The following is a 24,584-nucleotide window of genomic DNA, read 5'->3' on the forward strand; positions in this document are numbered from 1 at the left end:
CGTCGCGACCAGCGAGCACAGTGGCGACGGTACAATAGCATTTCCCAACGTTCATCTGTGACGGATAGGACGAATTTGTCGCAAGCATTCATTTCAGCGCCATCAAGCCCGCTTTGAGTCAAAAAGCGGCTGTGGCGAACCGATCTAACCGACGTCTGCTTTGCCCCCTCGAACCGCGTCCAGCTCTATCAAGTCGACGCAGCACGGCTAAGACAGCGCCGGAGAAAGAGACCGGGTGGTTTCGCAGGCGCCACTGCACGATTTGGCGCGCCGAACAAAGATATTCTGCGATCTCACGCGCTTGATCGTAGCTCAAAGGCAGCCCTAGCTGGGTTGATGCCAGCGCCCCCGCAAGTCGCTGGATCTGACTCACTTTTGGTGCAGTTGCTTAGGCGGCGCCGATGAGGCGTCGCTCAAGCAGAGTTTGCACGCCCATACCTGCTTACGCCAAGCTTCGGCATGATCTTGCGGCGCTGCGTTGTAACGCAGTCAGCCGCATTCAAGACGAGAGTTCTCGCATTGTTCTCGGGAGAGGCTCACAAGGCCGTCTGCTGGTCAAGGAGATTTCAAGCTCGATTGACGAAGAACTTTTTCTCGCCCCTCCTACTGTATGCCAAAGTCTTCTCCGGCCGCACAACGGGACAAGGGAAATCCGAAATCATGTTTATGGACCGTGGAATTGCCGACGCCGGCGCGATGGGTGAGGGGACTCTGCCTGGTCATCGGTCGCGGCTTGTCAACCGCCGGGCGTTTCTGTTCGGCTCCGCTGCCGGTCTCGCCGCACTGGGCCTGGCCGGTTGCGCATCCGACTACATGAGCCTGGCCGAGGCGGAGAAAGTCTACGGGCCCGTGCCCAACGAGAAATTCCCGATACCTGCTGTCGATGTTAGTAAGATCAATCCGAAATATTTTCGCAAGACAGTGCGCTACGACAGCAATGAGGCGCCCGGTACGATTATCATCGATCCCGGCAAGTACTACGTTTACCGCATTGAAGGCGAGGGAAACGCGACCCGCTATGGAGCCAATGTCGGCCGCGATGGGTTCCGGTGGAACGGGGAGGCTTATGTCGGGCGCAAAGCCGAATGGCCTACCTGGACGCCACCCAGGGAGATGATCGCGCGCCAGCCGGAGGCGGGCAAATATGCTCGTGGCATGCCGGGAGGTCTTGACAATCCACTTGGTGCTCGCGTGCTCTACCTCTATCAAAATGGGGCGTACACGCTTTACACGATCTATAGCACTAGCGACCCTGAAACGATCGGGAACGGCATTACGAGCGGTTGTACCGGCCTCCTCAGCCAGGACATGCTCGACCTCTATTCGCGAACGCCCGTCAAAACGAAGGTGATAGTGCTGCCGGTATAGGCAACGGCGTCGGCCGCCGGTCCAGGCGCCGCCAGTAGCTCTCCGAGAAGGCCGTCGGCTTGACTTCGCCACCTTGGCGCCGGCCGTCCGGCTATGAGCCTGGAGGGTGGCATCGGCTGCGATCTGCGCGCTGGTCCGCTTGCCCCTCGACTTGCTCAGGGAAACATCAAACCTCGTTGGACTGCTTGCCGTGGTCCTGGCCGGCCCTGATGCAGACACCGCCATCGACGGAATGCATCAAGTCGTGCTGCAAATCGGAGCACGCCTCGATCTGATCAAGGAGCGGCTGGAATGCGGCTCGCCCAGCTCCTGATCCTGCGAGCCCGCGTCAGGCTCGCCTGCTGGGCTCGCCAAGCTCTACAGCGTGTTGATGCCGGAAGAGCACCGATGAAGCATAAGGCCCGCCGGTTCACGCTGGCGGGCCTTAACATACGAGCCACCTCGCAGACGGCGCTTGAGACGCCGCCTGCATTAAGAGCGCGCGCTACTGAGGGTTGATGGTGCCGATCGGGCCGTACCCTCCAGGGACGACCGGGCCGGACCCCAAGAGCCCCAGCAAGGGCGGCGGTATGGGGATGGATGGCACAATGGCCTGGCCAGGGGTGAAGTTCGTATAGATGCCACCGCTAACCTCATCGAGATCGCCGATGGATAGTTCGTGAAGTTCGTTACTCATGCCTCGTTCCTGCAAATGGTTTAGGAAAAGAAGAGTGTGGCTCTCTTGGGTTCGTTCGCGTCGTGACCTACATCACAAACCCTAGGCGCGCTCGTGGCTCAGAGCAGCCGCGAGCTACTGCCTCTCGTGGGTGTGGAGAAGCTGCCAAGGTCAAAAGCTTCGGTCCTTCCGGCACCATCGACTAACGCGTGCTCTGCTCCTCCAAACCGGAACGGCCAAACTTTTGCAGTTTCGGGCGGCTTTCGAGAAGCGTCGCGGGCGCGCAATACTAGCTACGGTGACAAGCTGGGGATGTGCGAGTGTCAGAACCGACCTCGGCGGCGCAACTGGACGGTTCCAGGAAGCGACCGAGGAATGCAGTCGCCGGCAAGCTGGATAAGACGCGAGCGGCGCCACGATTGAAGGTTGCCAAGCAGCGAGCTTCGTCGCTGACCACCGGACCACAGCGCTGACAAAGATCCAGAGGTCTGGGTCGCAGACGCTCTGCCAAGACGCTCGCTGCCCGCCATAAAAATTCGCTATGGCGGCAGACCGCAGTCGTGCTTCCCCCGCGACTGGACGCAAATCTATTTTTTACCGCCGGCCGCAGCAAAAAATTCCAAGGGCAAGAACAAAAAGGCGGCGGACAGAGCGGGTGCACAAAGTTTGGCAGCAACGGAGCGGGGAAATGACGATTGACTTGAGCCGACGTGGATTCTGCGTTGGAACTGCCTTGATTGGACTTCAGACCATTTCCTCCGGTGCGTTCGCCCGAAGTGAAGACGGCACGATCAAGCTGGGCCTCGTCGCGCCGATGAGCGGCCCGAACGCCCGGTATGGCGCGTTTTCGCTGCGCGGCGCCGAGATGGCGGCGAAAGAGATCAACGGAGCGGGAGGCGTCGGCGGGCGCAAGATCAACGTCCTGCCCGCGGACAGCCAGGGAACGCCAGTCGAGGGCGTTTCGGCGACGCGGCGTCTGATCGACCAGAGTCAGGTCGACTACATCATCGGCGACGTCTCCAGCTCGGTCACGCTGGCCATGCAGCCGGTCGCCGAGGATGCGGGTGTTCTGCTCCTCAACGCGGCCTCGTCCAACCCGATGATTACCTACAAGGCGGGTGTGGGCGGCTTCAAATGGACCTATCGCAACTATCCGACCGACGAGAACCGCGCGCTGATCGTGCTGCAATACGCCGCCGAGAAAAAGGGTTTCACGAAATACGCCGTTCTCTCGGTCGACACCGACTATGGGCGCGCGGCCATCGCCTTCACCAAGAAGTACCTGCCTCGCTTCAACAGCCAGATTCTGACTGAGGATTACTACAAGGAAGGTGAAGTCGATTTCCGCAGCGTGCTCTCCAAGATCCGCGATTCCGGCGCCCAGGCCATCATCATGTACGGCAACGCAGATTCGACGCCCATCGTCGGGCGCCAGATGATCGAAGTCGGGATCGCCGGCAAGATTCCGCTGATAGGCAACGCTGAGTTCAATACCGCGAGCACGATCAAGGCGGCACCGAAAGCGCTCGAAGGAGCCATCGAGGCAGCGGCCTGGCTTCCGGCGTATGATTCCGCGAAGAGCAAGGCTTTCGTCGAGAAGTTCATCGCCGAGTACGGCGAGGCGCCGAACAATCACGCCTATGTGCATTGGGAGACGGTACACCTGCTGGCCAAGGCGATCGAGCAGGCCCAGAGCATCGACCGCGAGAAGGTCCGCGCCGCGCTCTCCGCCATCCACTACGAAAGCGCGGTTGGAGAAGTGACGTTCGACGATCACAATCAGGCCCGTTTGCCGATGATTCTGCTTGAGATCGAGCACGGCAAGCCCGCGATCAAGGGAGCCTACACGGCCGAGATCGACTATCCGAAGTAGCGCAACGGACGGCGGGTCACATGTTCTACACGGTCATCGAGCAGGTCGTTAACGGTATCGTTTCCGGATCGGTCTACGCGATCGTCGCCGTCGGCATGACGATGATCTTCGGCGTGCTGCGCGCCATCAACTTCGCCCATGGCGAATATTACATGCTCGGCACGTTCGGGGCGTGGTTCGCGATCGATCATTTCGACCTGCCTTATCCGGTCGCGGTCGTGATCGGCGTGGTCACGACGGCGCTGATCGCCGTCGTCGTCGGCAATTTCGTGATGCAGCGGATCGTGGGCGCTCCGGCGGAGGCCGGGGTGCTCGCCACGCTCGGTGTGGCGCTTATCCTGCAGAACACCGTCATCCTGGTGTTCGGCGGCAGCTACAAGTTCTTCTCCGGCGGCTACATCGAGCCGGTGACGCTGTTCGGCTTCACGCTCGCCGAGCAGCGCGTGCTGATCATCATCGTCGGCCTCATCGTGTTCGTCGGCCTCGAGCTGATGGTCACCTACAGCCGCATGGGCAAGGCCATGCGCGCGGTCTCGCAGAACATCGAGTGCTGCGCGGTGGTCGGTATCGACGTCCGCCACGTCGCGCTGTGGACGTTCATCCTCGGCGCCTGCCTCGCCGGACTCTCGGGCGTCCTGACCGCGCCGGTGAATGTCAGCGTCTATGGCGGCATGGGCGAGCTCATCACCTTCAAGACGCTGCCGATCATCATCATGGGCGGACTTGGCAACGTTCGCGGCACGTTCGTCGCGGCGATGATTTTGGGCATCGCGGAGAGCCTGGTTGCGACCTATGTCGGCCTTCAGTTCCGCGACACAGTTGGATTTGCGACCCTGATGCTGGTTCTGATATGGCGGCCGCATGGGCTGTTCTCGGCCCAGGCACGGTTTTGATTTTTGCAGTGAAGACAGCTTCTTGAGATCGTTCGAGTGCAGAACATGACGCCAGCCGAACTCTCATTGCCGATCCCGGGGCGGGACTTTCGTCTTCCGTTTGGTGTCGCACTTGCGGCGCTCGCCTGCGCCGCTCCACTCTTCCTCGGCAATTATCCCCTGCACGCAATCATCATCGCGCTGATCTTCCTGCTGCCGGCCCACGGGTTGAACCTGCTGCTCGGCTACACCGGGCTATTGTCGCTGGCGCAAGCGGCTTTCTTCGGTATCGGCGCCTATACGTCCGCGCTGCTCGCGGTGCATTTCGGCACGCCCTTCTATGTGAACTTCCTCGCGGCGGGCATCGCGGCCGGCGCCATCGCGCTGCCGCTCGGGATTCCCGCGCTGCGGCTGCGCGCCACGTCCTTTGTGATGTGTACGCTCGGCTTCGTCATCATCGGCCAGGCCATCGCCAAGAACTGGATCAGCCTGACCCGCGGCGACATGGGGCTGGCGGCCATTCCAAAGCCCTATTTCGCGCTGGGCCCGGCCTCGTTCACGGTCTCCGGAACGGTCGGCTTCTATTATCTGGTCCTCGCGATCGCCGCGTTCGCCACGCTGATCGCGTATCTGATCGTCCGCTCGCCGGCAGGGCGGAACATGATCGCCATTCGCGAGAACGAGACGCTGGCCGAATCCGTCGGCATTCCGACCTGGCACTACAAGCTGCTGGTCTTCATGATCAGTGCCGCCTTTGCCGGCCTCGGCGGCAGCCTTTATGCGCACTACCTCACCGTGGTCAGCCCACTCACCTTTCAGATGTACTATTCGACGACGATGCTGATCATCGTGCTCGGAGGAGGGGCTGGGACCATCACGGGCGTGATCTTCGGAAGCTTGTTGTTTGTCGGCCTCACCGAAGCACTTCGCGTCGCGCCTGAACTGCGCATGATCGCTTACGGCTTCTGTCTGCTCGGCCTTGTGTTCTGGTTTCCGAGCGGGTTCGCACCGCTCATCGGCCGGTTCTGGTCGTTCCTCGAGAGGCGCAAATGACCGGGCTCCCGATCCTCGAAATCTCCGGTCTCTGCAAGTCGTACGGTGCTGTGCGGGCGATCGACAGCGTCGATCTTCACGTCGATCGCGGTGAGATCTGCGGGCTTATCGGGCCTAACGGCTCGGGCAAGTCGACGTTCTTCGACTGCGTGACCGGGCTTGCCAGGCCGAGCGCGGGAGCCGTTAAGCTGGACGGCCAGGACATCACAGGGTGGTCGCTGAATGACATCGCCCGCGAAGGCCGTATGCTGCGCTCCTTTCAGAAGACGGTGGTGTTCAGCGCGCTCGATATCGAGGAAAACCTTGTCATCGCCGGCCAGATGTTCACCTTCCCCGGCATCCTGTCGACATTCGGAATAGGGGCCGCAGCCCGCAATCGCGTGGCGGCACTGCGGGAGCGGGCGCGCGAACTGATCAGGATCGCTGGCCTGTGGGACGTGCGTTTCCAGCCCGCGGGCAAGCTTTCCGGAGGCCAGCAGAAGCTGATCCAGTTCGCCTCGATGCTCATGCCCGAGCCAAAACTCATCCTGCTCGACGAGCCGATGGCCGGCATCAACCCAAAGCTCATCGAGCGTGTGGTCGACAGCATCCGTCTTGCCAATACATCCTTCGGCGTCAGCTTCCTGATCATCGAGCACAACATCGACGTGGTGACGAGCCTGTGCAGGCGCGTGGTCGTGCTCGACCAGGGACGCAAGCTCGCAGAGGGCACGCCAGACGATATCGTCCGAAACCAGGCGGTGCGGGAGGCCTATCTCGGTGGCTGAAACCTCTCTCTCGATCAAGGACCTGCGCGCGGGCTACGGTTCGCTCGATATCCTCAACGGTGTCGATCTCGACGTACCCCAGGGACAGTTCGTCGCCCTGATGGGGCCGAACGGGGCAGGCAAGTCGACGCTCCTGAAGACTCTCTATGGCATGACGACGATCAAGGGCGGCAGCATCAACTGGCGGGGCAAGGACATCAGCGCCTACAAGTCCCGCGCAATCCTTGCCGAAGGCATTTCCTGGGTTCCGCAGGGACGCTGCAACTTCCCGGTCATGACCGTCGACGAGAACCTTCAGATGGCCGCCTATACGCTGCGCCACAGCCGGGTGAAGGCGGAGCGCGACTATGTTTATGACCTGTTTCCGATTTTGAAGACGCGCCGCAACACGCTTGCAGGAAACATGTCCGGCGGCGAGCAGCAATTGCTGGAGGTCGCAATGGCCGTGCTGCAGCGGCCCAAGATCCTGCTGGTTGACGAGCCGTCGGTCGGACTATCGCCCACGGCCATTGGAATCGTCTTCGATGAGTTGCTTCGTATCAATGCCGCCGGCCAGACGATTCTGCTCGTCGAGCAGAACACGAAGAAGGCCATGGCGGTGGCACAGCGCGCCGTCATCCTGCGTCTGGGCAAGGTGATATGGGACGGCCGTCCTGCGGATATTACCCATGATGAGCTGGGCGAGCTGTTCCTGACGGGCCGCATGCGCGGCGAAACCGACGTCGAACATTGATGATCATCGCGGCCTCGCCGAGCGGCGGCCGTGGCACCATTCGCAACTCGAGAGGACGACCACAGTGACGATTTTCGTGCCGGCCGCGCGCGTCTCGCGCATCAAGATCTCACCGACCACAGCGGCTTCCGCGCGTGTTCGCGAACTGAAGGCCGCGGGTCGCGACATCATCGACATGGCGATCGGCGAGCCGGATTTCGATACCCCGGACCATGTCAAGGCGGCGGCGCACGAGGCGATAGATCGCGGAGAGACGAAGTACACCGCGGTGAACGGCACCGTCAGCCTGCGCAAGGCGATCATTGCCGATTACAAGCGGCGGCTGGGGCTTCAATATTCCGACAACGAAATCTGTGTCGGCGGCGGAGCCAAGCAAATCCTGTTCCTCGCGTTGATGGCAAGCGTGGAGGAGGGGGCGGAGGTCATCATCCCGGCGCCCTATTGGGTCTCCTATCCCGACATGGTTATTGCCAATGACGGCAAGCCGGTCATCGTGCGGTGCTCCGAGAACCAGGGTTTCAAGCTGACGGCGGATGCACTCGAGGCGGCGATCACGCCGCGGACGCGGTGGTTGATTCTCAATGCACCCTCGAACCCGACGGGCGCTGCCTACTCGCGATCGGACCTTGAAGCACTGGGAGCTGTCCTGCTGCGGCATCCCAATGTCCTCGTGCTGTCCGACGACATCTATGACCAGATCTGGTATCGCGACGAGCCCGCGACCACGCTGGCGGCCGCCGTGCCGGCATTAAGGGAGCGCATTCTTCTCACCAACGGCGTTTCGAAGAGCTACGCAATGACCGGGTGGCGGATCGGCTATGCGGCGGGTCCTGCGCCGCTCGTCGCCGCGATCAACAAGCTGCAATCGCAGATGTCGTCGTGCCCATCGTCTATCAGTCAGGCCGCCGCCGCCCATGCGCTCGTAAGCGACCAGTCCTTCGTTCGCGAAAGCGTCAAGCTCTACAAGGAACGGCGCGACTATGCGTGCGCGCGACTGAACGCGATGCCTGGCTTGTCGTGCCTCGTTCCGGACGGGGCCTTCTATCTCTACCCAGGCTGCGCCGGCGTGATCGGCAAGACGACACCTGGCGGAAAGGTCATCGAGAACGACCTTGATTTTGTGCTCTACCTGCTGGACGACGTCGGCGTGGCCGCAGTGCAAGGTGCGGCCTACGGACTTTCACCTTATTTCCGCCTGTCGATTGCAACCTCGATGGATGCGATCAAGCAGGCCTGCGACCGCATCGAGAAGGCCTGCAAGGCGCTGCGCTGAGAGTCAGACGCCAGCGGCGCAAAATCGACCGCGCATGGGCAAGACTCCCGTTGAAATCAACAGCCTAGATAAAGGATAGTGCCTACTGTCGGAGGGGAGTTGACTTGCCGCCCTCGGTCCCGGTCCAGGAATAGCGTTCGCCAGATGAGCGTCGATTTCAAGAAGCTGAAGAGCTTTGTTAAGGTCGTCGACGCCGGCAGCGTATCGCGGGCGGCCGGCCTTTTGCGTACGGCACAGCCCGCGCTCTCTCAGCAGATCGCCGCTCTCGAGAGCCACTTCAAGCACAAGCTGCTGCTACGCAGCAATCAGGGCATCGTTCCGACCGAGGCGGGCCTCATTCTCTATCGCCATGCTCAGTTGCTGCTGAAGCAGATCGAGCAGGCGCAGATCGACATCGATCAATCGACCAAGGCGTTAGCCGGGCGTGTGTCGATCGGGCTTGCGACCTATTCGGCCTCCAGCACGCTGTCCCTGCCGCTTCTGAAGGAGATGTCCAGGCTTCATCCGCAGATCATCGTCCATATCAACGATAGTTTCGGCCATGTGCTGAGCGAACTCATCATGACCGGAAAGATGGACATGGCCATGATCTACGGTTCGGGTCCGATCAAGGGCGTGAAGCTCCAGCCGCTATTTCGGGAAGAGCTGTATCTGGTATCCCGCGCCGAGGCGGCCGCGAAGAAGTCAAAGGATGAGCCGCTGCAGCTTTCGGCGCTGGCCGATGTCAAGCTGCTGCTGCCGGGCCAGGGGCATTTCCTGCGACGGCTGATCGACGAATCCCTGGCGCGGGCCAGGGTGACGCCAAACGTCGTATCTGAGATCGAGTCGGTTTCCGCGTTGGGCGCGGCGGTGACGGAAGGGCTCGGTTCGACGATCCTGCCGGCCTCGGTGGCCGCGAGCGCATCGAGCTTTCCTGGTGTCGAAGTGCGGCGACTTGTCCGTCCGGCGATCGAGGCTACAGTTTCGCTGTGCGTGTCCGATCACTTGCCGCTGTCCGAACCAGCGCTTGCTACTCGGTCCGTACTTCTCACCGTTGTCGAGAAGCTCATGCGCAACCATCCGCAGGGCATCCGGATGGTCTAGGTTCGAGCCCAGGTCGCCGCAGAGAGGCGAGCACGTGTGCTCGAAGCCGATATGCCGCGTTCTGGACGCCATAAACAAAACCTATGGCGGCAGATCGGAGTTGTGGTGGCCGGCCGCGACCGCATTTCTTACCCTCGAAAACATCGTGGAATCCGCATTTGACTCGATGCCTTGATCGCACGGTCAGCAGGGAAAATTTGACGGATCAGCGTCGTCCGAGACGTTCGCTTCGAGGAAAAAGATGGCCAAGCTCGCATTCGATACCGGCGGAACCTTCACCGATTTTGCGTTGCTGGACGACAAGGGCGAATTGCATCTGCACAAGGTTTTGAGCACGCCGAACAATCCGGCGGAGGCCGTGGTTCGCGGCGTGTCCGATCTGCTCGAGCAGTTCGGCGATGTGGTCGATCTCGACAAGCTTCAGGTGCTCGGCGCAACGACCGTCGTCACCAACGCCGTGCTGGAGCGAAAGGGCGTCAAGACCGGCTTCATCTCGACGGCCGGTTTCCAGGACATGCTGCGGATCCGCAACGAGGGACGTTACGATCTCTACGACCTCAATCTCAGATATCCGGACCCGCTGGTCACGCGTGCAAACAGTTTTGGCGCGGTAGAGCGGATGTCGGCCGATGGCGATGTTGTCACCGCGCTGAAGGAAGAGACCGTCCGGGAGATCGCCAGTCGGTTGCGCGACGAGGGTATCGGGTCCGTCGCGGTGTGCCTGCTCCACGCCTACAAGTATCCTGCTCATGAGCAGCGGATCGCTGCGCTGCTTCGGGAAGAGAACCCTGACATCTTCGTCTCGCTGTCCTCCGAGGTCTGTCCGGAGGTTCGCGAGTTCGACCGAGCTTCGACGACCGTCGTCAACGCCTATACGCGTCCGCAAATGTCGGGCCACGTCGCGCACCTCGAGCGCGAGTTCGCCTTGAAGGGCATCGAGCGGCCGGTTCTGTGGATGACCTCGTCGGGCGGCCTCGTGCCAAGCCGTCGCGCCGCGGAATTGCCGGTGCGTTTGATAGAGTCGGGTCCGGCAGCCGGCGCCGTTGCTGCAGCCGAATTCGGCCGCATTGCGGGCGAGGGCAGCGTTCTTTCATTTGACATGGGTGGCACCACCGCCAAATTGTGCCTGATTCCGAATGGCGAGCCGACTGTCGGGACCGACCTTGAAGTCGCGCACTATCATCGCTTTCGGAAAGGGTCGGGTTTCCCGCTCAAGATCCAGTCGATCCGCATGATAGAGATCGGCGCCGGAGGCGGCTCGATTGCTGCGAAGAACCCGCTTGGCCTGCTCGATGTCGGGCCGCGCTCGGCCGGCGCGCTTCCCGGGCCGGCCGCCTATCAGCGTGGCGGTACCGAGCCGACCGTGACGGATGCCGACATTCTGCTCGGCTACATGGGTACCGAGTCCTTCGTAGGCGGCTCGTTCAAGGTCTCCAAGGCTGCGGCGGAGACCGCGATGGCCAAACTCGCCGGTTCTCTCGAAGTCAGCGTACCGCGCTGCGCCTGGGGCATTCACGACCTCGTCAATGAATCCATGAGCAAGGCGGCCGCCGTTCATGCAACCGACCTCGGCGTCGATCCTCGCAGCCTGCCGATGGTGGCCTTTGGCGGTGCGGGTCCGGTGCATGCCTATGGCATCGCGCGCAAGCTCGGCATCAAGCGGATCATCTGTCCAACCGGTGCAGGCGTCACTTCGGCCATCGGGCTGCTCATCGCCCCTGTTGCTGTCGATCTCTCCGCGAGCTTCCCGATGCAGCTCGACAATTGGGATTTCGAGACCATGGATCGCTTGCTCGGCGATCTTGCGGCTCAGGGGGCGGAAGTCGTTACTGCCGCCGGCATCGCACCGAATGCGATCACCAACAGCTACACGGTCGATATGCGTCACGTCGGTCAGGGACATGAGATCACGGTGGCTGTACCGGATCGCAGTCTGCCGCCAAAGCAGTTTCTGAAGCAGCTCGTCGACAATTTCTACAAGCTGTATCGCGAGCTGTTTGGCCGCACCGTTGCCGGCTCGGCGGTCGAGGTTATCACCTGGCGTCTGCGCTCGAGCGGCCAGAAGGATCAGATTGCCCGGCCGCACAGCAGGCAGGCTGCCGAAGCCAAAAAGAGCACCCGCGCGGTCTATTTCAATGAGCTCGGCGGTTACACCGATACGCCGGTCTACGATCACTACAAATTGCCGGTCGGCGAGGAAATCCAGGGCCCTGCCATCGTCGAGCAGAGAGAGTCGACCGCGGTGGTCGGACCGGACGGCAAGGCCCACGTCGATGCCCACGGCAATCTCATCATCAACATCGCTTAAGGACTGACGCGCAATGTCCGTGAATCGAGCTGATTTCAATGATCCAATCAACCTTCAGGTGATGTGGAATCGCTTGATCTTCATCGCCGACCAGGCCGACATCGTGCTCGGACGGACGGCATTCTCGCCGATCGTGCGCGAGAACCATGACTATGTGACCGTGCTGCTGGACAGCCGCGGCAGGGCGCTCGCCCAATGCACCTGGTCGATTCCGGTATTCATCACGTCGCTGCCGATGGCGGCTCAAAAGTACTTTCTGCCGAAGTTCCCGCCCGAAACCTTGCAAGAGGGCGATGTGCTGGCAACGAACGATCCCGAGATCGGCACCGGCCATCTCCCTGACGTCACGATGATCACGCCCATCTTCAGGAAGGGCAAGATCGTTGCTTATGCGGGCTCGATCGCCCATCTCCCCGACATCGGTGGCCGCCCCTTGCATTCAGAGGCCAGCGACATCTTCGAGGAGGGCATTCGCTTCCCAATCGTGAAACTGCACGAGGCAGGCGTTCCCAACAAGGACGTGCTGGACATCATTGCCGCCTCCGTCCGCCTCCCGACCGAGGTGATGGGCGACCTCGAATCCATGGTTGCGGCCAACAACGTCATGGGCCGCGAACTGGTGAAGTTCCTGGACGAATACGATCTCGACGGCGTCGATGGACTCGCGGATGCGATCCACACGCGATCTGAAGCGCAGACGCGCAAGGCTATCCGGCAATGGCCGAATGGAACCTATACGGCCGAGGTTCTGCTCGACGGCTACGACACCGATGTGAAGCTCAAGGCATCCGTCATCGTCCGTGACGACTCCATTCACGTCGACTACGCCGGAACGTCGGACCAGGTGCTCCACTCGATCAACTGTCGCACCAACTATCGCTACGCCCATTCGGTCTATGCGCTGAAATGCCTGCTCGACCCCGACACGCCGAACAACGAGGGCTGCATCACGCCGATAACCGACGAAGCACCGCTCGGCTCCATCCTCAATCCGCAGCAGTGGACCGCCGGAAACTCACGAAACCTGATCGGCCATGTCATTCCTTCGCTGATCTTCAAGGCCCTCGAGAGTGTCGTGCCGAGGATGGTCATGGCCGATAGCGGCGGCGCTCCAATCTGGGCGGCGAATTGCGTTGGCCAGCGCGATGACGGCTCGCAATACAGCTCGGTCCAGAATTTTCACGGCGGCCAGGGTGCGCGCGCGGAGTTCGATGGTCTCGACACACTGAGTTTCCCGTCCAACTGCAAGGTGACGGCGATCGAGATGTTCGAGATTGCCGTCCCTGTGCTCACCGAATGCAAGGAGCTGATTCCGGATTCCGGCGGTGCAGGCAAGAGCCGTGGCGGCCTCGGTCAGCGCGTCGTGCTGCGCAATCTCGGGCGTAATCCGATGAGCATCTACCTCGCCTCCGAGCGCGTGCGTCATCCCTGTTTCGGCGTCGTCGGCGGGCAATCCGGTAGTGCCGGCAAGGTGACCAAAAATAGCGAACCACAGTTTCCCAAGGGTAAGGTCGTCCTGAAGACCGACGATTGCTTGGAGGTCGAGACGCCCGGCGGTGGCGGATGGGGAAAGACCTCCGAACGCAGCGCAGCATCGATCGCGCTCGACGTCGCTGAGGGGTTGATTACGGCCGCGGCTGCACGGCAGTTTTACGGCTATCAATGCTCAAGCCTGGCGGCGACGGCTGCCGAGTAGAGGAATTATGGGCCTGCTGGAGAAGAAGATCGCACTCGTCACCGGGGCGGGAACGGGAATCGGACGCGAGACCGCGATCCTTCTGGCTCAGGAAGGCGCAACGCTTGTCCTCACCGGCCGCCGCATCGCACCCTTACAGGAAGTCGTCGCAGCGATTGAGAAAGCAGACGGCAAGGCGTTCGCCCGTGCACTCGACATAGCGTCGCGGGACGAGATCCTGGCGACGGTCGCCTGGGTCAAGAGCAATGTCGGGTCGATCGACATCCTCGTGAACAATGCTGGCAGCGCCAGCAACGTGCTGAACGCACGGTTCATCAGCGAGGCCGAGTGGAACGCCACGGTGAATGTCAATCTCACCGCGGTGTTCAACCTTACCCAGGCCGTGCTGGAAGACATGATCGCCAGGAAGGAAGGCACGATCATCACTGTCTCCTCGCTGGCGGTCATCAATCCGAACCTGCTCGGCGGCGCCGCCTATGGTGCGGCCAAGGCAGGCGTCAAGAATTTCATGACCTTCCTGCATAATACCTACCGCAACCAGGGCATTCGCGCGACGACGATTCTGCCGGGAGAGACGGACACTCCGATCATGGACAATCGCGCGCGTCCGCCGGCGGAAAGCGAGCGCGCGGTGATGCTCAATCCGCACGATGTCGCGCGCGCGGTCCTGCTCTGCGCCAGCCTGCAAAAGGGTGCCGTGATCCCGGAGCTGCATATCTGTCCGACTTTCATGCGGGATACGTCCGCGGACATCGAGGCGGCCCGCTGGGTCGGATCCCCCGCAGGCCTGAGCGACAAGCCCAAGAGCGAGTAGAGAGGATTTCCCATGAACGGAGCCAAACTGCGCGAGCGTCTTGCCAAGGGCGAGGCGATCACCATGCTCACGCCCCACCATGCTTCATCGGGACTGGCGGTCCGCCTGGTCGAGCTCGGGGCTGATGCCATCTTCGTCGATTGCGAGCACGGCACCTGGAGTTTTGAGGATGTGCGCGTGACCGCGCAGGCGATCCGCGGGGCAGGTGGTACGGCCGTCGTTCGCCCGCACTCGCATGAGCGGCCGATCCTGATCCGCTATCTCAATGCCGGCGCCGATGGTCTCATGGTTCCGATGGTCGATACCGCCGACCAGGCGCGCGCCATCGTCGATGCGGTTCGTTATGCGTGTCCCGCTGACCACGAGAAACGGCTCGTCATCGCGATGATCGAGACGCCGAAAGCGATCGACGACATCGATGAGATTCTCGCGGTGGAGGGGATCGACGTATTCTTCATCGGACCCGGCGATCTGTCCCAGAACATGGGGTATCCGCCAGCCCCACCGTTCGGCCAGCCTCGGCCGCTGGCGGTCACCGAGCGGGTCGGCGTTGCCGTGAAGAAAATTCGCGCGGCCGGCAAGGTCGCCGGCACGCTCGTGACATCGGACGAACTGCCGTCCTGGCTCGAGCAGGGTGTGCGGTACTTCTACATCCATTCCGATCCGTTCCTTCGCGTCGGACTGGCCGGCGTGAAGAAGATGCTCGGTCGGTAGGATCAATCAAAAGCGCGGTTGGACCCCTTCGGATGTCGGCTTCGGGTCGAAGTGACACGTGGCGGAGAGGACGGCCCGGCGCTGGAGCTTGTCAGTCGCAGGCCGGCTGCAGGTTGAGTTGCCGCAGGAGGGGAGCCAGCCCGTCTGAACTGCAGTTTCTCACTTCGCTCACTTGCTTTGGCTTTTCGATCGGACGTGTCTGTGGCCTCTTCGCCTCAGCGGTACCGCGGTTTTGGATCTTGTTTCTGGAAGCCGACGGATCGTGCCAGTGACGAGGAGTGAACTCAGGCAGCTTTCGATCCGCCTTGGGTTCGGCCGGCGGCGGAGCAGCAGCGATTTGGGGTGTCGGCACGGCCGGCTTTTCCGCCTCGACGGCGACCTTCGGAGCGATTGCTTCACTGTGGATCGGAAGCCGATCGCTTTTGTTGGCGCTGACCGCCGGATAATCCGACGCGGTGCCAACTTCGGTAGCTGGTGCTGGCGCGCGGCTGGGGCCGAGCGGGGTGACCACGCCAACCACGCATATGATGCAAGCGGCAATAGTTCTGATCATGCCGATTGGTCCCGAGCGTCGCCCGATCCAAGCGTCGCGTCGGAATCAGCCTAGAATAAGACGAGAGGCGCGTTGCAATGAATGGATCCACTTTGCCGGCGCCGGGGCCGTGCTGAACTTGCTGCGGCCCTACTAAAATCTATCGAGTGTTGCAGCCGAGCAATTCCCAAAATCGCATTCTTGCCTCAATATCGACACTAGCCGGTCAGGGTTCGACCAGCCGGACTGGCTAGGCCCGGCACACGTTTCGGCGGGGGCAGTGTGCTGGGCCGCCGATAAGGGCACATTGTGGCGGGCAAATTCGATGAAATCCATCGGTCGGCTTCGTTGGGCGGTAGATAACGACCGCAAGGACCTCGCAAGCTATGAGGCAGGCGAAAGTTCGCATCGCGAGAGCGATGCTGAACAGGAGTCGTTGGCCGAGCGCGTTCTGAAAAATCTTGCGCTGATCCGAGCGCATGAGGCCAAGACGGACTAGAAGCTCTGGCCTCTGGCTCTTGGCCGCCGATACGGCTTTGGGCCGGCGCTCCCATGCGCGCAAATGAAATGGCCGCCGGATGGATAATTGTCCATCCTGGCGTTGGCGGACTGCGGCCCTCAGACCGCGCTGGGGACGTCTTGCTCTTCCTCTCCATGCGCCACGACAACGGCGTGACCTGGCAACGACCAACTTCGCCGAACACCCAGCGGGATTTGCGCCAAAGTCTTCCTCAGTCGCCGCCACCAAGGCCGCCCAACAGTCGACAAGGTTCCCTCCAGGTGGGCGGCTTTCTCTCGAGCCGCCGTAGTTTCACTGTTTGCCTTCAGCAATTCCGCCAGGAGCTTGCTGGTGCGATCGCACTCTCTTTCGAAGTCCGCCCGGTGACCGCCGGCGATCACCTTCATCTCCATGAGATCCGCCTGCAAAGTCGCGATGTGATCCTTTAAGGCGCTGACCACCTGGTGACCGGCAGGGGGCTGGGATACGCGCGTGATGGGAGAATGGCTGATCTCGCTGAGGTCAACCTGCACCAACGTCTTGCCATCGTTCGAACGGGAGCGCGGCAGTCGATGTCGCTTGACGAGCGCTCTTGCCGCTTCCGGAGAAATATTCAGCCTTTCGCCGAGTTCGGCGTAAGTCAGCATCTCGACGGGCATGGGTATTCGCTCCCGTTTGATCGGAAGGTCGCCACCCAGACCGGCCGAAGCTACCAACGACAGGTTAAGGGTTGGTTTACTATTAATGGGCTCGGTACGGCTCAAGTCGCGGCGGAGGAGTTTTCCTTTCCGCTGTCGACCTCTTTCGCTCTTACGAGCGCCCCGGCGAACTGCCTACCGCCATCTTGCGATCGGCCCACCCTTTGATATCGCCTACCGTCAGTGCCTTGAGAAACGGATTGGCATTGACCAGTTTTTCGCGTGAGGTGCGACCCGTTGCGTCAGCGGCAGCCATAAGTGAAGCCGCATCGGCATTTTCGGCAGCCGACAATAGCGCTACTGCGCCGGCCGGTCCCGCGAAATGCGCGAGGTAGAGAGAGCCGGGTGTGACCGGCAGACCGTGCTTGTTGAGGATCGCGGCATACTCCTCGACCAGTCGCGTGGCGATCTCTCGCGCAAGCTCGGGATCTCGCCGCAGGTCCAACACCTCCTTGTCGCTGCGCCCCTGAATCAGATCGCGTCGGTGCTTTCGAACTGTTTCGAGCCACGTGTTATCGAGGAACTGGGCAGCACCGGTGGCACTCGAGCGCTTGTTCCTGGCATTCGAGTCACCATTGGACTCGGCGACGATGATGCGCTCGACCAACGCCTTTGCGGCCGTCTTGTCGATCAATGTCCCGTTCAAATGCGCATCGCGAAATAGGACGACACTTGCGACGAAGGCCAGGCCGATCGCCACTCCAAGGACAGTCGTGATGGATTCCGCCGACAGCCAGTGCCGCCCGGTAACAACGTACGCGCGCTCGTCCGGACGAGGTGGGCGAATCTCGCCGGGGCGGGATGTTTGCTCTGACGCATGCGCGAGGCGCCGCGCGAGACCGTCGGCCACCTCATTTCTGAGGAATGGTTGCGCTAGGTCGGGCATCGTGTTGGCAGGTTCAACGCTCGGAGCAGGCCATCGACGACACCTGACGGGCAAGGTTTGACCTCTGCGACCGGTCTGGCGCGGTCAAGTTTCGCGGTTGTCTTGGAAATTCGCTGTTCGGGCCGAGCTCTGGGCAGCACGACCGCGGATTTTCCGCGGTGTGCGCTCCGTTGCTCTTCAATCCTCGAAGGCCCAACATTTGAGGTTTGATCGGGCGGAGGAGTCACTTTGCCCGAGGCGATCGGCTGCGGCGGCGCTTGAAACATATGCGGGATGTCAAGGCGGTCCGCGGTCGTCAGCGTATCGTATGAGACAACGGCCGCCCGAGCGGGCGGATCGTTCACAGGCTTTGCCGTGCGCGGTGGTGTCTTGAGTTCCATCACCGCGAGCGTACTGAGGCCAACAAGGATGAGAGCTGCTCTCATCTGATTTCACGCTGTCCGAGGAGGAAGCCTTGCTCAAAGCCCGCCGGAAATGAGCGCCCGAAAATCGGAGACGATTGCAGATATCCAATGAGGCGGCTTAGCGGCAGAAGTGAACCAGCCGGCGTGGATACGGGACAAGATCAGAGACAGGGTTAATGCGGGGCGATGAGCAAAGCATGGAAGGCATCTCGCGATCCGGAGACCTGCGTTCGCGATAGCAACAGAATGAACGTGAGGGCGCCCGCGCAAGCGTTGTGGCGTCAACTAGAGGACCGGCTGGCCCGCGCCGCGGCTCTGGTACCTGGTCACCGGGTGGTCACCAACGCCGGTCGGAGCTGCAAGGTGCTTCCTTGATGAGGCGAATGGCAAGTTCGCAAACGCTCCGCTCAGGATCAAATTCGACCAATCCGGGTTAACGACAACCGGAGTGAGGCAGCGATAGGTTATTCTATGCTCGGATTGGCAATTCTGCTCGCGGCAATCGGTTTGGGTTTTGCCATAGGCTACGGCACTCGCGAAGTCGTCTCACGCAGACGACACGCCGAATATTTGGCATATGCGCAATATCTTGAGCCTCCGCGGCCAAATGTTTCACGTGCCAAGGATGACGGCCGGTTGGGACAGCAGCCATCCACGTCGATCAAGAACATTTTCTCCGGGGTGGCCGATCGCCTCAGCTTTGCACTCGCTTTGGATTTTACGCTGGCGCTGCTGCTGATCCTGTTGCTGCCAAGGCCGTCTTGACCCTGCGGACGATCGCAGCGACACCGCCCCTTGGTGGTCGAGATTCACATCTAGTCCGGGCTCAAAGCCCGAAATCCAGTTGCGGCTCGGCGTCATCCCCGACGTGGAGGGAAGACAGCGACACCCCGAGGAGGCGCACCGGCTTCGGCAGAGGCATGTTGTCCTCCAGCAGAGCGATCGCCAATCCTGCGAGATCGCGACGGCTCGCGACAATCGAAGGGGCGGACCGGCTGCGCGTGATGATCTCGAAGTCGGCGAACTTCACTTTGAGCGTCACCGTTCGGCCTCGGGTGCCCGCCGACTCGCAGTGTCGCCAGACCTTGTCGATCAGCGGCTTGAGCTCCGCGACCATTGTGTCGAAGTCGGTCAGGTCGGTCGAGAACGTATTCTCCGCGCCGACCGACTTCCGAATGCGGTTGGCTCGAACAGGCCGTTCGTCGATGCCGCGTGAGATCCAGTAGTAGTAGGCGCCCGACTTGCCGAAGTTTGCGTTCATGAACTCCAGCGTCTGGTTGCGCATGTCGAGACCCGTGAAGATGCCCAGGGCATTCATCTTCGCGCTCGTTGCGGGACCTATCCCGTGGAATTTGCCCACGGGCAGTGCCTCTACGAAGGTCGGTCCCATCTCGGGCGAGATGACGAACTGCCCATTGGGCTTGCGGTGATCGGAGGCGAGCTTCGCCAGAAACTTGTTGTAGGAAATACCGGCGGAGGCGTTAAGGCCGGTCTCGACCTTGATTTTTTCGCGGATTGCCAGGGCGATGTCCCTGGCGAGCGGGATGCCTTGAAGGTTTTCAGTGACGTCAAGGTAGGCCTCATCGAGCGACAAGGGTTCGATGATCGGTGTGTGCTCGGCGAAGATCTCGCGGATCTGTCGGCTGATGGACTTGTAGACCTCGAAGCGCGGCTTGACGAAGATCAGATCGGGACACTGCCGTTTGGCGGTGATCGACGGCATCGCGGAGCGAACGCCAAACTTGCGGGCCTCGTAGCTTGCGGCCGCGACGACGCCGCGTTCTGCCGAGCCGCCCACCGCGACCGGCTTGCCGCGCAGTTCCGGGTTATCGCGCTGTTCCACCGACGCGTAGAACGCATCCATGTCGATATGGATGATCTTGCGATGAGGCGCCGTCGAGACGCTTTGCTCCGGATCGGGTGGGGCCATGCGTCGATTGTACAGAGAGCCAACAGCGAAGTCGCGGCGAACTGGGCCTCGATCCGAAGGCCGGGACTCCGGGCAGCTGTCGCCGATCGAGTCCAGCATCTCGACGACCGCGACGGCGGCCGCCTCTGGAGAGATCCCGGCCGGCGGGTCCTGCTGCTGTGTCAGGAATCGAACAGTCAGGTATCCGTGGTTAGAGTATCCTTTGCTTTGGAAGATATTTTATTGATTCGGAGACTGCGACATTGGCGATGGGCAAAGTAAAGTGGTTCAACGCGACCAAAGGCTATGGCTTCATTCAGCCTGATGAAGGTGGCCAAGATGTCTTCGTGCACATCAGCGCCGTCGAGAAGGCCGGGTACACGGGCTTGGCCGAAGGCGCGCGGATCAGCTACCAGCTGAGGGCGGGGCGCTCGGGCAAGATGTCGGCGGAAGATCTGCGGATTGGCTGACGGAGCGCCGGCGAGGACGTAGTACGAACCACTACGCGGCGACGTCGAACGAGGCGATCAGGGTACGCATGTCGTGAGCCAATTCGCGATAGTGCGCGCCCAGTCGCTGGTACAGCTCGCGCTTGTTTCCATCCAGTCGCGTGGCCATCAACTCACACTCGGTAGCGAGGCCTTCAAAACGTTCTAGCTTGGCTTGGAAACCGGTCATGGGACGCCCCGAACTGTTACTAAAGCGGGCGCTGACCGTAATCGCGTGATTACGTCAGAACAAACATTGTTATCAAAAATAACTATTCTCTGTGGAACTGAGCACCGCCGCCAGTTGGTGGACGCCAATTTCAACAACTGAATACCTTATGGTGGCCGTCGGCCGGAAGCGGACCCAAGCTTCCCGGATAATCGGCACGACGAGCGCTGCTGATGCCGCCAAAACGGCGGCTGTTGATGTGCCTCACATGCAGACCGAGGTCGCCCAGGTTTCCGTCAATTTCCAATTTCGTGGCGGGACACTATCGACGAATGGCGGAGAAATCAGTGGGGCAATGGTGGTGACAAGATGCGCGTACCGGTTCCGACGCGCGCCACACCGTCAACGCGGTCAGAAGCAATACGGCGACGATGAGTTTGGCCAATGTGGTGTCGCTCAGCTTCGCTTCTCCTTCTCAGCCCGTCTGCGTTCGGTTGTTCACGCCGTTATCGACGGCGCATGCTCTGGCAAACGCAGGGCGAGCGCCAGGCGTTCAATTTGTCGGCCTCGACCTCCAGCCGTATTCCTGATGTGGAATCGTGGCGGTGATGTCGATGTCTTTGCCGGCCGACTGGCGCCAAGCTGCTACCCCGAAGCACAAGGTCAGGGTGAGGGCGATGGCAAGCAGAAGGATCGAGACGAAATGGCTCAGCATGTATGCCCAGCAGTTCGGAACTACCAGAAGAGAGCGAACACGAGTTGCCGATTCGGAAAATGCAGGTGCGCTGACCTACCGCTCGTTTTCCCCTGAGAGCATCTTCTCGATCTTGGCCGATCGCCTCAACTTCGCGCTCGCCTTGGATTTTACAATGCGCCGTTGCCAGCCGGCGCCAGTCGCACGGGAACCGCAACCGGGAAGGCCCGCATGAATCTGTTATCCCAGAGGGGATACGTAGTCCTGGTGGAGGCAAGTTGGTCTTGCCCCGCCATCAAGCAACACGGTGATACCGGTGGTACGAAGACTGACTTCGACGACCGTACCAGTCTTGTTAGCCAGATCGGGGCACTGAAGGGCGCCGAGCTGGCTTATCTTGATGCGGGTGCCGACCACAAACGTCGTCTGGGCAACCATGCCATAAATCCGAATTTATAAATATTCATGGTTCGAAACACCGCAAAAGTACACCCAATCTCTGCAATTTGCAACTTGCAGTAAATTTCAAAGGAGGGCGCACCGACTTCCGATGTAGTCCTCGTAACCGTGGGCCAGGTGCTGGCGTCTCCAACCCGGAGGTGCCAGGCTACTCCTCTGGGAGCAGTCCCATCGTGTCGTCCGCCTCACCGATCCAGTACGCCTCTGTGCCGCACCCATATGCCGCATTTGCCGTGGCCGCGATCAGGGCTCGCGCTCCATCGCCGGATGGCTGCGGTTCTTCACTTTGATCCATGTATTGTGACTGCCGCGGTACGGCCAATCGCGACGCTCAAGGATCAAGCTATATTCAAGCCCATTCGGCACGGCCCGAAAAAATCGACGCCGATTCCCGCTGCCATTTGGTGGTCAGGAACAAGCGGCAATCTCGTGTGCTCCTGACGTGCTGCGGTCACTTCAATAATCCCCCTGTAAGGGGACACGAGCCGATCCCAGATCGTAGTTCGCTGCCAGCCCACCGGGGCCTTCTTTGTTGTCGACACAAAGAGGCCGCCTCGCAGGCGGCCTCAGTTCGAAAGCGCTGATCTAATTCCGTGTTGAAATAAGTCCGCAGCCAACCCTTAAGCTGCGACCAGCCCCGGATACAACAGTAGATCGGGAATTCAAACGTCTGCCCGGCGAGACAAGGCTACCCACGACTGCCGATGCCGCTATAACAAATACAAATCAAGTCGGGAAAAACAGGCAGATTTGAATCGGTTCCTGTGTGTAAAATTGGACAGTACAAAAAGCCGGACCGCTCTAGGCTCGCTCGGCTTGGCCACTCAATTTCGCCAAGCAGACTCCAACGGCCCCGGCATTGTAGGTGGTGCCGGGGCCGTCTTTCGGCAGTGTCCTAGTTCCGAGGTCGGCCTATGAATAAGGATCGGATCATATCTTGCCCCGAAAACCTGGCGGCCGAGATTGCCCTCCATCAGCTGCGTATCGGAAAGGTCATGATGAGGTCGCTCAGGATCCTTGAAGAAGCCGACCGTCAGGACACGTTCCTGGGCCGCCAGCATTACAAGCCTACCCCACTTCCGTACCAAGAGGAGTAAAAGCGACTTAGCCGGCGGCTGTCGTCAGGGGGCGCAGGGCAGAAGCTATGTTACGATCCATACGGCAGCAGCCCAGAAGGCGCGTGCGAGCAAGTAAATCCAAGCGCCCGTTGTCGTCAGCAGGGCGGCCAACAGCAAAAATCCGAGCACACGATCCTCTTGCGGGGTCTCCTCGACCTCATGAGCGGATGCGTGCACGGTGTCATCGAATGTTGGCAAGTGCGCGGTTTCTGGCATCACTCAACGCTCCGACAAGCGAGGTTAGCCCCCCCGATTGGAAACGCCGCGGCGCCAATTGCCGCCTCGTCCTAACTCCGTCAGTGCGTTCCAGAAGCAAGGCCGCTGTCGCGATCAGCGGTCTTCCAAGATTTAAAAGCCCCGTGATCGCTGAGTTTTCCCTAGAGGCTTGGTTCCTGCGAGCACATAAGTGAATCGAGGGTTTATTTCGTCGGCCTCCATGCGACTGCCGTCCGATGGGTGCCACGTCAGATATGACAGGAGCCAAAGGACAAACCCGCCCACGCAAACCAGTCCGCGCCAAGCTGAATGCCAGTGCGAAAATGCGTAGGCCGTGCCGTGCCTCCATTGAGGCCGCAATCACAGCACACTCAGTATGTGGCAACCGCAGTTTGCATCCAGCAAGTCAGGATGCTGGCAACCATCCACTTGGGACAATTGGCGCCAGGCACGGAACGGTACGCGCACGCTTCAATCAAAAGACCCGGTTTTTCGCCTGGGCTGCCTGGGAGGGCGCGGCGCGCGGCTTGATCGGCGTCAGTTCGCCGTAGGGAGAGATGATGGCAGCCTCCTGACGGCGGCACTTCGGGCAAACGAACGTCACCTCATGCGGTCGGCTCGACCAGCTTGCGTGCTTGAGGTTGGCCGACATCGGCCAGGCCTCGCATTGCGGACACGAGATCAGAAAGCGACCAGGGTCGAGCATACCCATCCCAAAGCTCCAAGAGCCTGCCCTAAGCTGAAATGTCCAACATATGTAAATAGTTCCGGGGGCGGGCAGGGTCGCGATGCAGGCCTGCCGCATTCCCGGTGCGGTCACATCTTTGAATATGACCGGCTGCGAACCGGCTCAGCTTCGCCTTTCTTTTGACCTCGGCCTCATCTCGAGTTGCTTGCGAATTGTCTTTGCGAGAGGCCGCAACGCCGCGCCGGCGAAGCCGCAGAGAAGCATGAGCCATGTTGCCAGGGCCGCGCACCACAACAGGTCTTCCAGAATCTCGGGCATGATTTGCCCCCAAATGAACTGCTTGAAATGGGAACAATGTCCCTCAACCTCGGAGCTGCCACAAGGCGTCCTAAAAGTAGCAATGGAGCGACGGACGTGCCGAGCCCCGGACGGGATAGACAAAAATCACGATGGCAGTCGCGGAGCCGGGGAAGTTGCCGAGCGCTCACTTGCCGGGGGCAACGGGCCGTTCCGCACAATCCCTCCGATCGGTGATTGCGAAACCGAGGATCAATTCTCGGGGTAACCGGTTGGATGCGCATGCGCACCCGGGTGATGAAATCGGCAGGTTCGTTG

At 60.9% G+C, this 24,584-nt stretch carries 24 protein-coding genes; 16 read left to right on the plus strand and 8 right to left on the minus strand.

All coding sequences use genetic code 11. The features are described from left to right. Positions 1–660: 660 nt before the first annotated feature. Complete coding sequence (locus Q3C01_RS13525) at positions 661–1,368, plus strand: L,D-transpeptidase (protein ID WP_458145876.1); 708 nt, start codon at positions 661–663, stop codon at positions 1,366–1,368. A 106-nt stretch (positions 1,369–1,474) separates the two neighbouring features. Next, positions 1,475–1,681, plus strand: a complete 207-nt coding sequence (locus Q3C01_RS13530) for a hypothetical protein (protein ID WP_458145814.1) — start codon at positions 1,475–1,477, stop codon at positions 1,679–1,681. Positions 1,682–1,852: 171 nt separating this feature from the next. Here Q3C01_RS13530 and Q3C01_RS13535 read toward each other — a convergent pair whose 3' ends face one another. Continuing rightward, positions 1,853–2,044 carry a hypothetical protein gene (locus tag Q3C01_RS13535; RefSeq protein WP_458145815.1) on the minus strand — a complete coding sequence of 64 codons (192 nt, stop codon included), beginning with the start codon at positions 2,042–2,044 and terminating at the stop codon, positions 1,853–1,855. A 667-nt stretch (positions 2,045–2,711) separates the two neighbouring features. Between Q3C01_RS13535 and Q3C01_RS13540 the strand changes: the two genes are divergently transcribed. The 11 genes from Q3C01_RS13540 (at position 2,712) to Q3C01_RS13590 (ending at position 15,209) form a co-directional block, all read left to right on the plus strand. Continuing rightward, positions 2,712–3,896 carry an ABC transporter substrate-binding protein gene (locus Q3C01_RS13540; RefSeq protein WP_458145816.1) on the plus strand — a complete coding sequence of 395 codons (1,185 nt, stop codon included), beginning with the start codon at positions 2,712–2,714 and terminating at the stop codon, positions 3,894–3,896. 20 nt (positions 3,897–3,916) lie between these two features. Continuing rightward, on the plus strand, positions 3,917–4,789 hold the full coding sequence (locus tag Q3C01_RS13545) for a branched-chain amino acid ABC transporter permease (protein WP_458145817.1): 873 nt from the start codon (positions 3,917–3,919) through the stop codon (positions 4,787–4,789). Between the two features lie 45 nt (positions 4,790–4,834). Continuing rightward, positions 4,835–5,821, plus strand: a complete 987-nt coding sequence (locus Q3C01_RS13550; protein WP_458145818.1) for a branched-chain amino acid ABC transporter permease — start codon at positions 4,835–4,837, stop codon at positions 5,819–5,821. Continuing rightward, positions 5,818–6,588, plus strand: coding sequence for an ABC transporter ATP-binding protein (locus Q3C01_RS13555; protein WP_458145819.1), 771 nt, complete (start codon positions 5,818–5,820; stop codon positions 6,586–6,588). Before Q3C01_RS13550 ends, Q3C01_RS13555 begins: the two co-directional genes overlap by 4 nt. Further along, a complete protein-coding gene (locus Q3C01_RS13560) occupies positions 6,581–7,321 on the plus strand; it encodes a branched-chain amino acid ABC transporter ATP-binding protein (RefSeq protein WP_458145820.1) in 741 nt (246 codons plus the stop codon). Before Q3C01_RS13555 ends, Q3C01_RS13560 begins: the two co-directional genes overlap by 8 nt. A 64-nt stretch (positions 7,322–7,385) precedes the next feature. Next, positions 7,386–8,594 (plus strand): aspartate transaminase, encoded by a 1,209-nt coding sequence (locus Q3C01_RS13565; protein WP_458145821.1) that lies wholly within the window; start codon positions 7,386–7,388, stop codon positions 8,592–8,594. A gap of 144 nt (positions 8,595–8,738) precedes the next feature. Then, entirely contained in the window at positions 8,739–9,677 is a 939-nt protein-coding gene (nac, locus tag Q3C01_RS13570) for a nitrogen assimilation transcriptional regulator NAC (RefSeq protein WP_458145822.1), read from the plus strand. Positions 9,678–9,918: 241 nt separating this feature from the next. Continuing rightward, a complete protein-coding gene (locus tag Q3C01_RS13575) occupies positions 9,919–11,985 on the plus strand; it encodes a hydantoinase/oxoprolinase family protein (protein WP_458145823.1) in 2,067 nt (688 codons plus the stop codon). A gap of 13 nt (positions 11,986–11,998) precedes the next feature. Then, positions 11,999–13,681: a hydantoinase B/oxoprolinase family protein gene (locus Q3C01_RS13580; RefSeq protein ID WP_458145824.1), complete on the plus strand. Its 1,683-nt coding sequence runs from the start codon at positions 11,999–12,001 to the stop codon at positions 13,679–13,681. Between the two features lie 7 nt (positions 13,682–13,688). After that, entirely contained in the window at positions 13,689–14,495 is an 807-nt protein-coding gene (locus tag Q3C01_RS13585; protein ID WP_458145825.1) for an SDR family oxidoreductase, read from the plus strand. Positions 14,496–14,507: 12 nt separating this feature from the next. Further along, a complete protein-coding gene (locus Q3C01_RS13590) occupies positions 14,508–15,209 on the plus strand; it encodes an HpcH/HpaI aldolase family protein (protein ID WP_458145826.1) in 702 nt (233 codons plus the stop codon). A 91-nt stretch (positions 15,210–15,300) separates the two neighbouring features. Here the strand turns inward: Q3C01_RS13590 and Q3C01_RS13595 are convergent, their stop codons facing one another. From Q3C01_RS13595 to Q3C01_RS13605, 3 genes are all read right to left on the minus strand, one after another. Next, the gene (locus tag Q3C01_RS13595; RefSeq protein ID WP_458145827.1) at positions 15,301–15,762 is read right to left on the minus strand and encodes a hypothetical protein; all 462 of its coding nucleotides are present in this window, start codon (positions 15,760–15,762) and stop codon (positions 15,301–15,303) included. Between the two features lie 597 nt (positions 15,763–16,359). Then, entirely contained in the window at positions 16,360–16,899 is a 540-nt protein-coding gene (locus Q3C01_RS13600) for a hypothetical protein (RefSeq protein ID WP_458145828.1), read from the minus strand. Between the two features lie 151 nt (positions 16,900–17,050). Further along, positions 17,051–17,788, minus strand: coding sequence for a transglycosylase SLT domain-containing protein (locus tag Q3C01_RS13605; protein WP_458145829.1), 738 nt, complete (start codon positions 17,786–17,788; stop codon positions 17,051–17,053). A gap of 911 nt (positions 17,789–18,699) precedes the next feature. Here Q3C01_RS13605 and Q3C01_RS13610 point away from each other — a divergent pair. Next, a complete protein-coding gene (locus tag Q3C01_RS13610) occupies positions 18,700–18,993 on the plus strand; it encodes a hypothetical protein (protein ID WP_458145830.1) in 294 nt (97 codons plus the stop codon). Positions 18,994–19,054: 61 nt separating this feature from the next. On the opposite strand, the gene dinB is transcribed toward Q3C01_RS13610, so the two are convergent. Continuing rightward, complete coding sequence (dinB, locus tag Q3C01_RS13615; protein WP_458145831.1) at positions 19,055–20,158, minus strand: DNA polymerase IV; 1,104 nt, start codon at positions 20,156–20,158, stop codon at positions 19,055–19,057. A 242-nt stretch (positions 20,159–20,400) separates the two neighbouring features. On the opposite strand from dinB, the gene Q3C01_RS13620 reads away from it, so the two are divergent. Further along, positions 20,401–20,607 carry a cold-shock protein gene (locus Q3C01_RS13620; protein ID WP_458145832.1) on the plus strand — a complete coding sequence of 69 codons (207 nt, stop codon included), beginning with the start codon at positions 20,401–20,403 and terminating at the stop codon, positions 20,605–20,607. A 31-nt stretch (positions 20,608–20,638) separates the two neighbouring features. On the opposite strand, the gene Q3C01_RS13625 is transcribed toward Q3C01_RS13620, so the two are convergent. Continuing rightward, positions 20,639–20,815 (minus strand): hypothetical protein, encoded by a 177-nt coding sequence (locus tag Q3C01_RS13625; protein ID WP_458145833.1) that lies wholly within the window; start codon positions 20,813–20,815, stop codon positions 20,639–20,641. A gap of 904 nt (positions 20,816–21,719) precedes the next feature. On the opposite strand from Q3C01_RS13625, the gene Q3C01_RS13630 reads away from it, so the two are divergent. Next, on the plus strand, positions 21,720–21,947 hold the full coding sequence (locus Q3C01_RS13630; RefSeq protein ID WP_458145834.1) for a hypothetical protein: 228 nt from the start codon (positions 21,720–21,722) through the stop codon (positions 21,945–21,947). 1,142 nt (positions 21,948–23,089) lie between these two features. On the opposite strand, the gene Q3C01_RS13635 is transcribed toward Q3C01_RS13630, so the two are convergent. Beyond that, positions 23,090–23,281 carry a hypothetical protein gene (locus Q3C01_RS13635; protein ID WP_458145835.1) on the minus strand — a complete coding sequence of 64 codons (192 nt, stop codon included), beginning with the start codon at positions 23,279–23,281 and terminating at the stop codon, positions 23,090–23,092. Positions 23,282–23,756: 475 nt separating this feature from the next. Next, positions 23,757–23,993, minus strand: coding sequence for a hypothetical protein (locus Q3C01_RS13640; RefSeq protein WP_458145836.1), 237 nt, complete (start codon positions 23,991–23,993; stop codon positions 23,757–23,759). Between the last annotated feature and the right edge of the window lie 591 nt (positions 23,994–24,584).

This window comes from Bradyrhizobium sp. UFLA05-109 (assembly GCF_054185165.1).

Coding starts and splice junctions, on each gene's coding strand:
- Q3C01_RS13525 (WP_458145876.1), top strand. CDS start 661: ATGTTTATGGACCGTGGAATTGCCGACGCCGGCGCGATGGGTGAGGGG.
- Q3C01_RS13535 (WP_458145815.1), bottom strand. CDS start 2,044: ATGAGTAACGAACTTCACGAACTATCCATCGGCGATCTCGATGAGGTT.
- Q3C01_RS13540 (WP_458145816.1), top strand. CDS start 2,712: ATGACGATTGACTTGAGCCGACGTGGATTCTGCGTTGGAACTGCCTTG.
- Q3C01_RS13545 (WP_458145817.1), top strand. CDS start 3,917: ATGTTCTACACGGTCATCGAGCAGGTCGTTAACGGTATCGTTTCCGGA.
- Q3C01_RS13550 (WP_458145818.1), top strand. CDS start 4,835: ATGACGCCAGCCGAACTCTCATTGCCGATCCCGGGGCGGGACTTTCGT.
- Q3C01_RS13555 (WP_458145819.1), top strand. CDS start 5,818: ATGACCGGGCTCCCGATCCTCGAAATCTCCGGTCTCTGCAAGTCGTAC.
- nac (WP_458145822.1), top strand. CDS start 8,739: ATGAGCGTCGATTTCAAGAAGCTGAAGAGCTTTGTTAAGGTCGTCGAC.
- Q3C01_RS13575 (WP_458145823.1), top strand. CDS start 9,919: ATGGCCAAGCTCGCATTCGATACCGGCGGAACCTTCACCGATTTTGCG.
- Q3C01_RS13580 (WP_458145824.1), top strand. CDS start 11,999: ATGTCCGTGAATCGAGCTGATTTCAATGATCCAATCAACCTTCAGGTG.
- Q3C01_RS13585 (WP_458145825.1), top strand. CDS start 13,689: ATGGGCCTGCTGGAGAAGAAGATCGCACTCGTCACCGGGGCGGGAACG.
- Q3C01_RS13590 (WP_458145826.1), top strand. CDS start 14,508: ATGAACGGAGCCAAACTGCGCGAGCGTCTTGCCAAGGGCGAGGCGATC.
- Q3C01_RS13595 (WP_458145827.1), bottom strand. CDS start 15,762: ATGATCAGAACTATTGCCGCTTGCATCATATGCGTGGTTGGCGTGGTC.
- Q3C01_RS13600 (WP_458145828.1), bottom strand. CDS start 16,899: ATGCCCGTCGAGATGCTGACTTACGCCGAACTCGGCGAAAGGCTGAAT.
- Q3C01_RS13610 (WP_458145830.1), top strand. CDS start 18,700: ATGCTCGGATTGGCAATTCTGCTCGCGGCAATCGGTTTGGGTTTTGCC.
- dinB (WP_458145831.1), bottom strand. CDS start 20,158: ATGGCCCCACCCGATCCGGAGCAAAGCGTCTCGACGGCGCCTCATCGC.
- Q3C01_RS13625 (WP_458145833.1), bottom strand. CDS start 20,815: ATGACCGGTTTCCAAGCCAAGCTAGAACGTTTTGAAGGCCTCGCTACC.
- Q3C01_RS13630 (WP_458145834.1), top strand. CDS start 21,720: ATGAATCTGTTATCCCAGAGGGGATACGTAGTCCTGGTGGAGGCAAGT.
- Q3C01_RS13635 (WP_458145835.1), bottom strand. CDS start 23,281: ATGCCAGAAACCGCGCACTTGCCAACATTCGATGACACCGTGCACGCA.
- Q3C01_RS13640 (WP_458145836.1), bottom strand. CDS start 23,993: ATGGGTATGCTCGACCCTGGTCGCTTTCTGATCTCGTGTCCGCAATGC.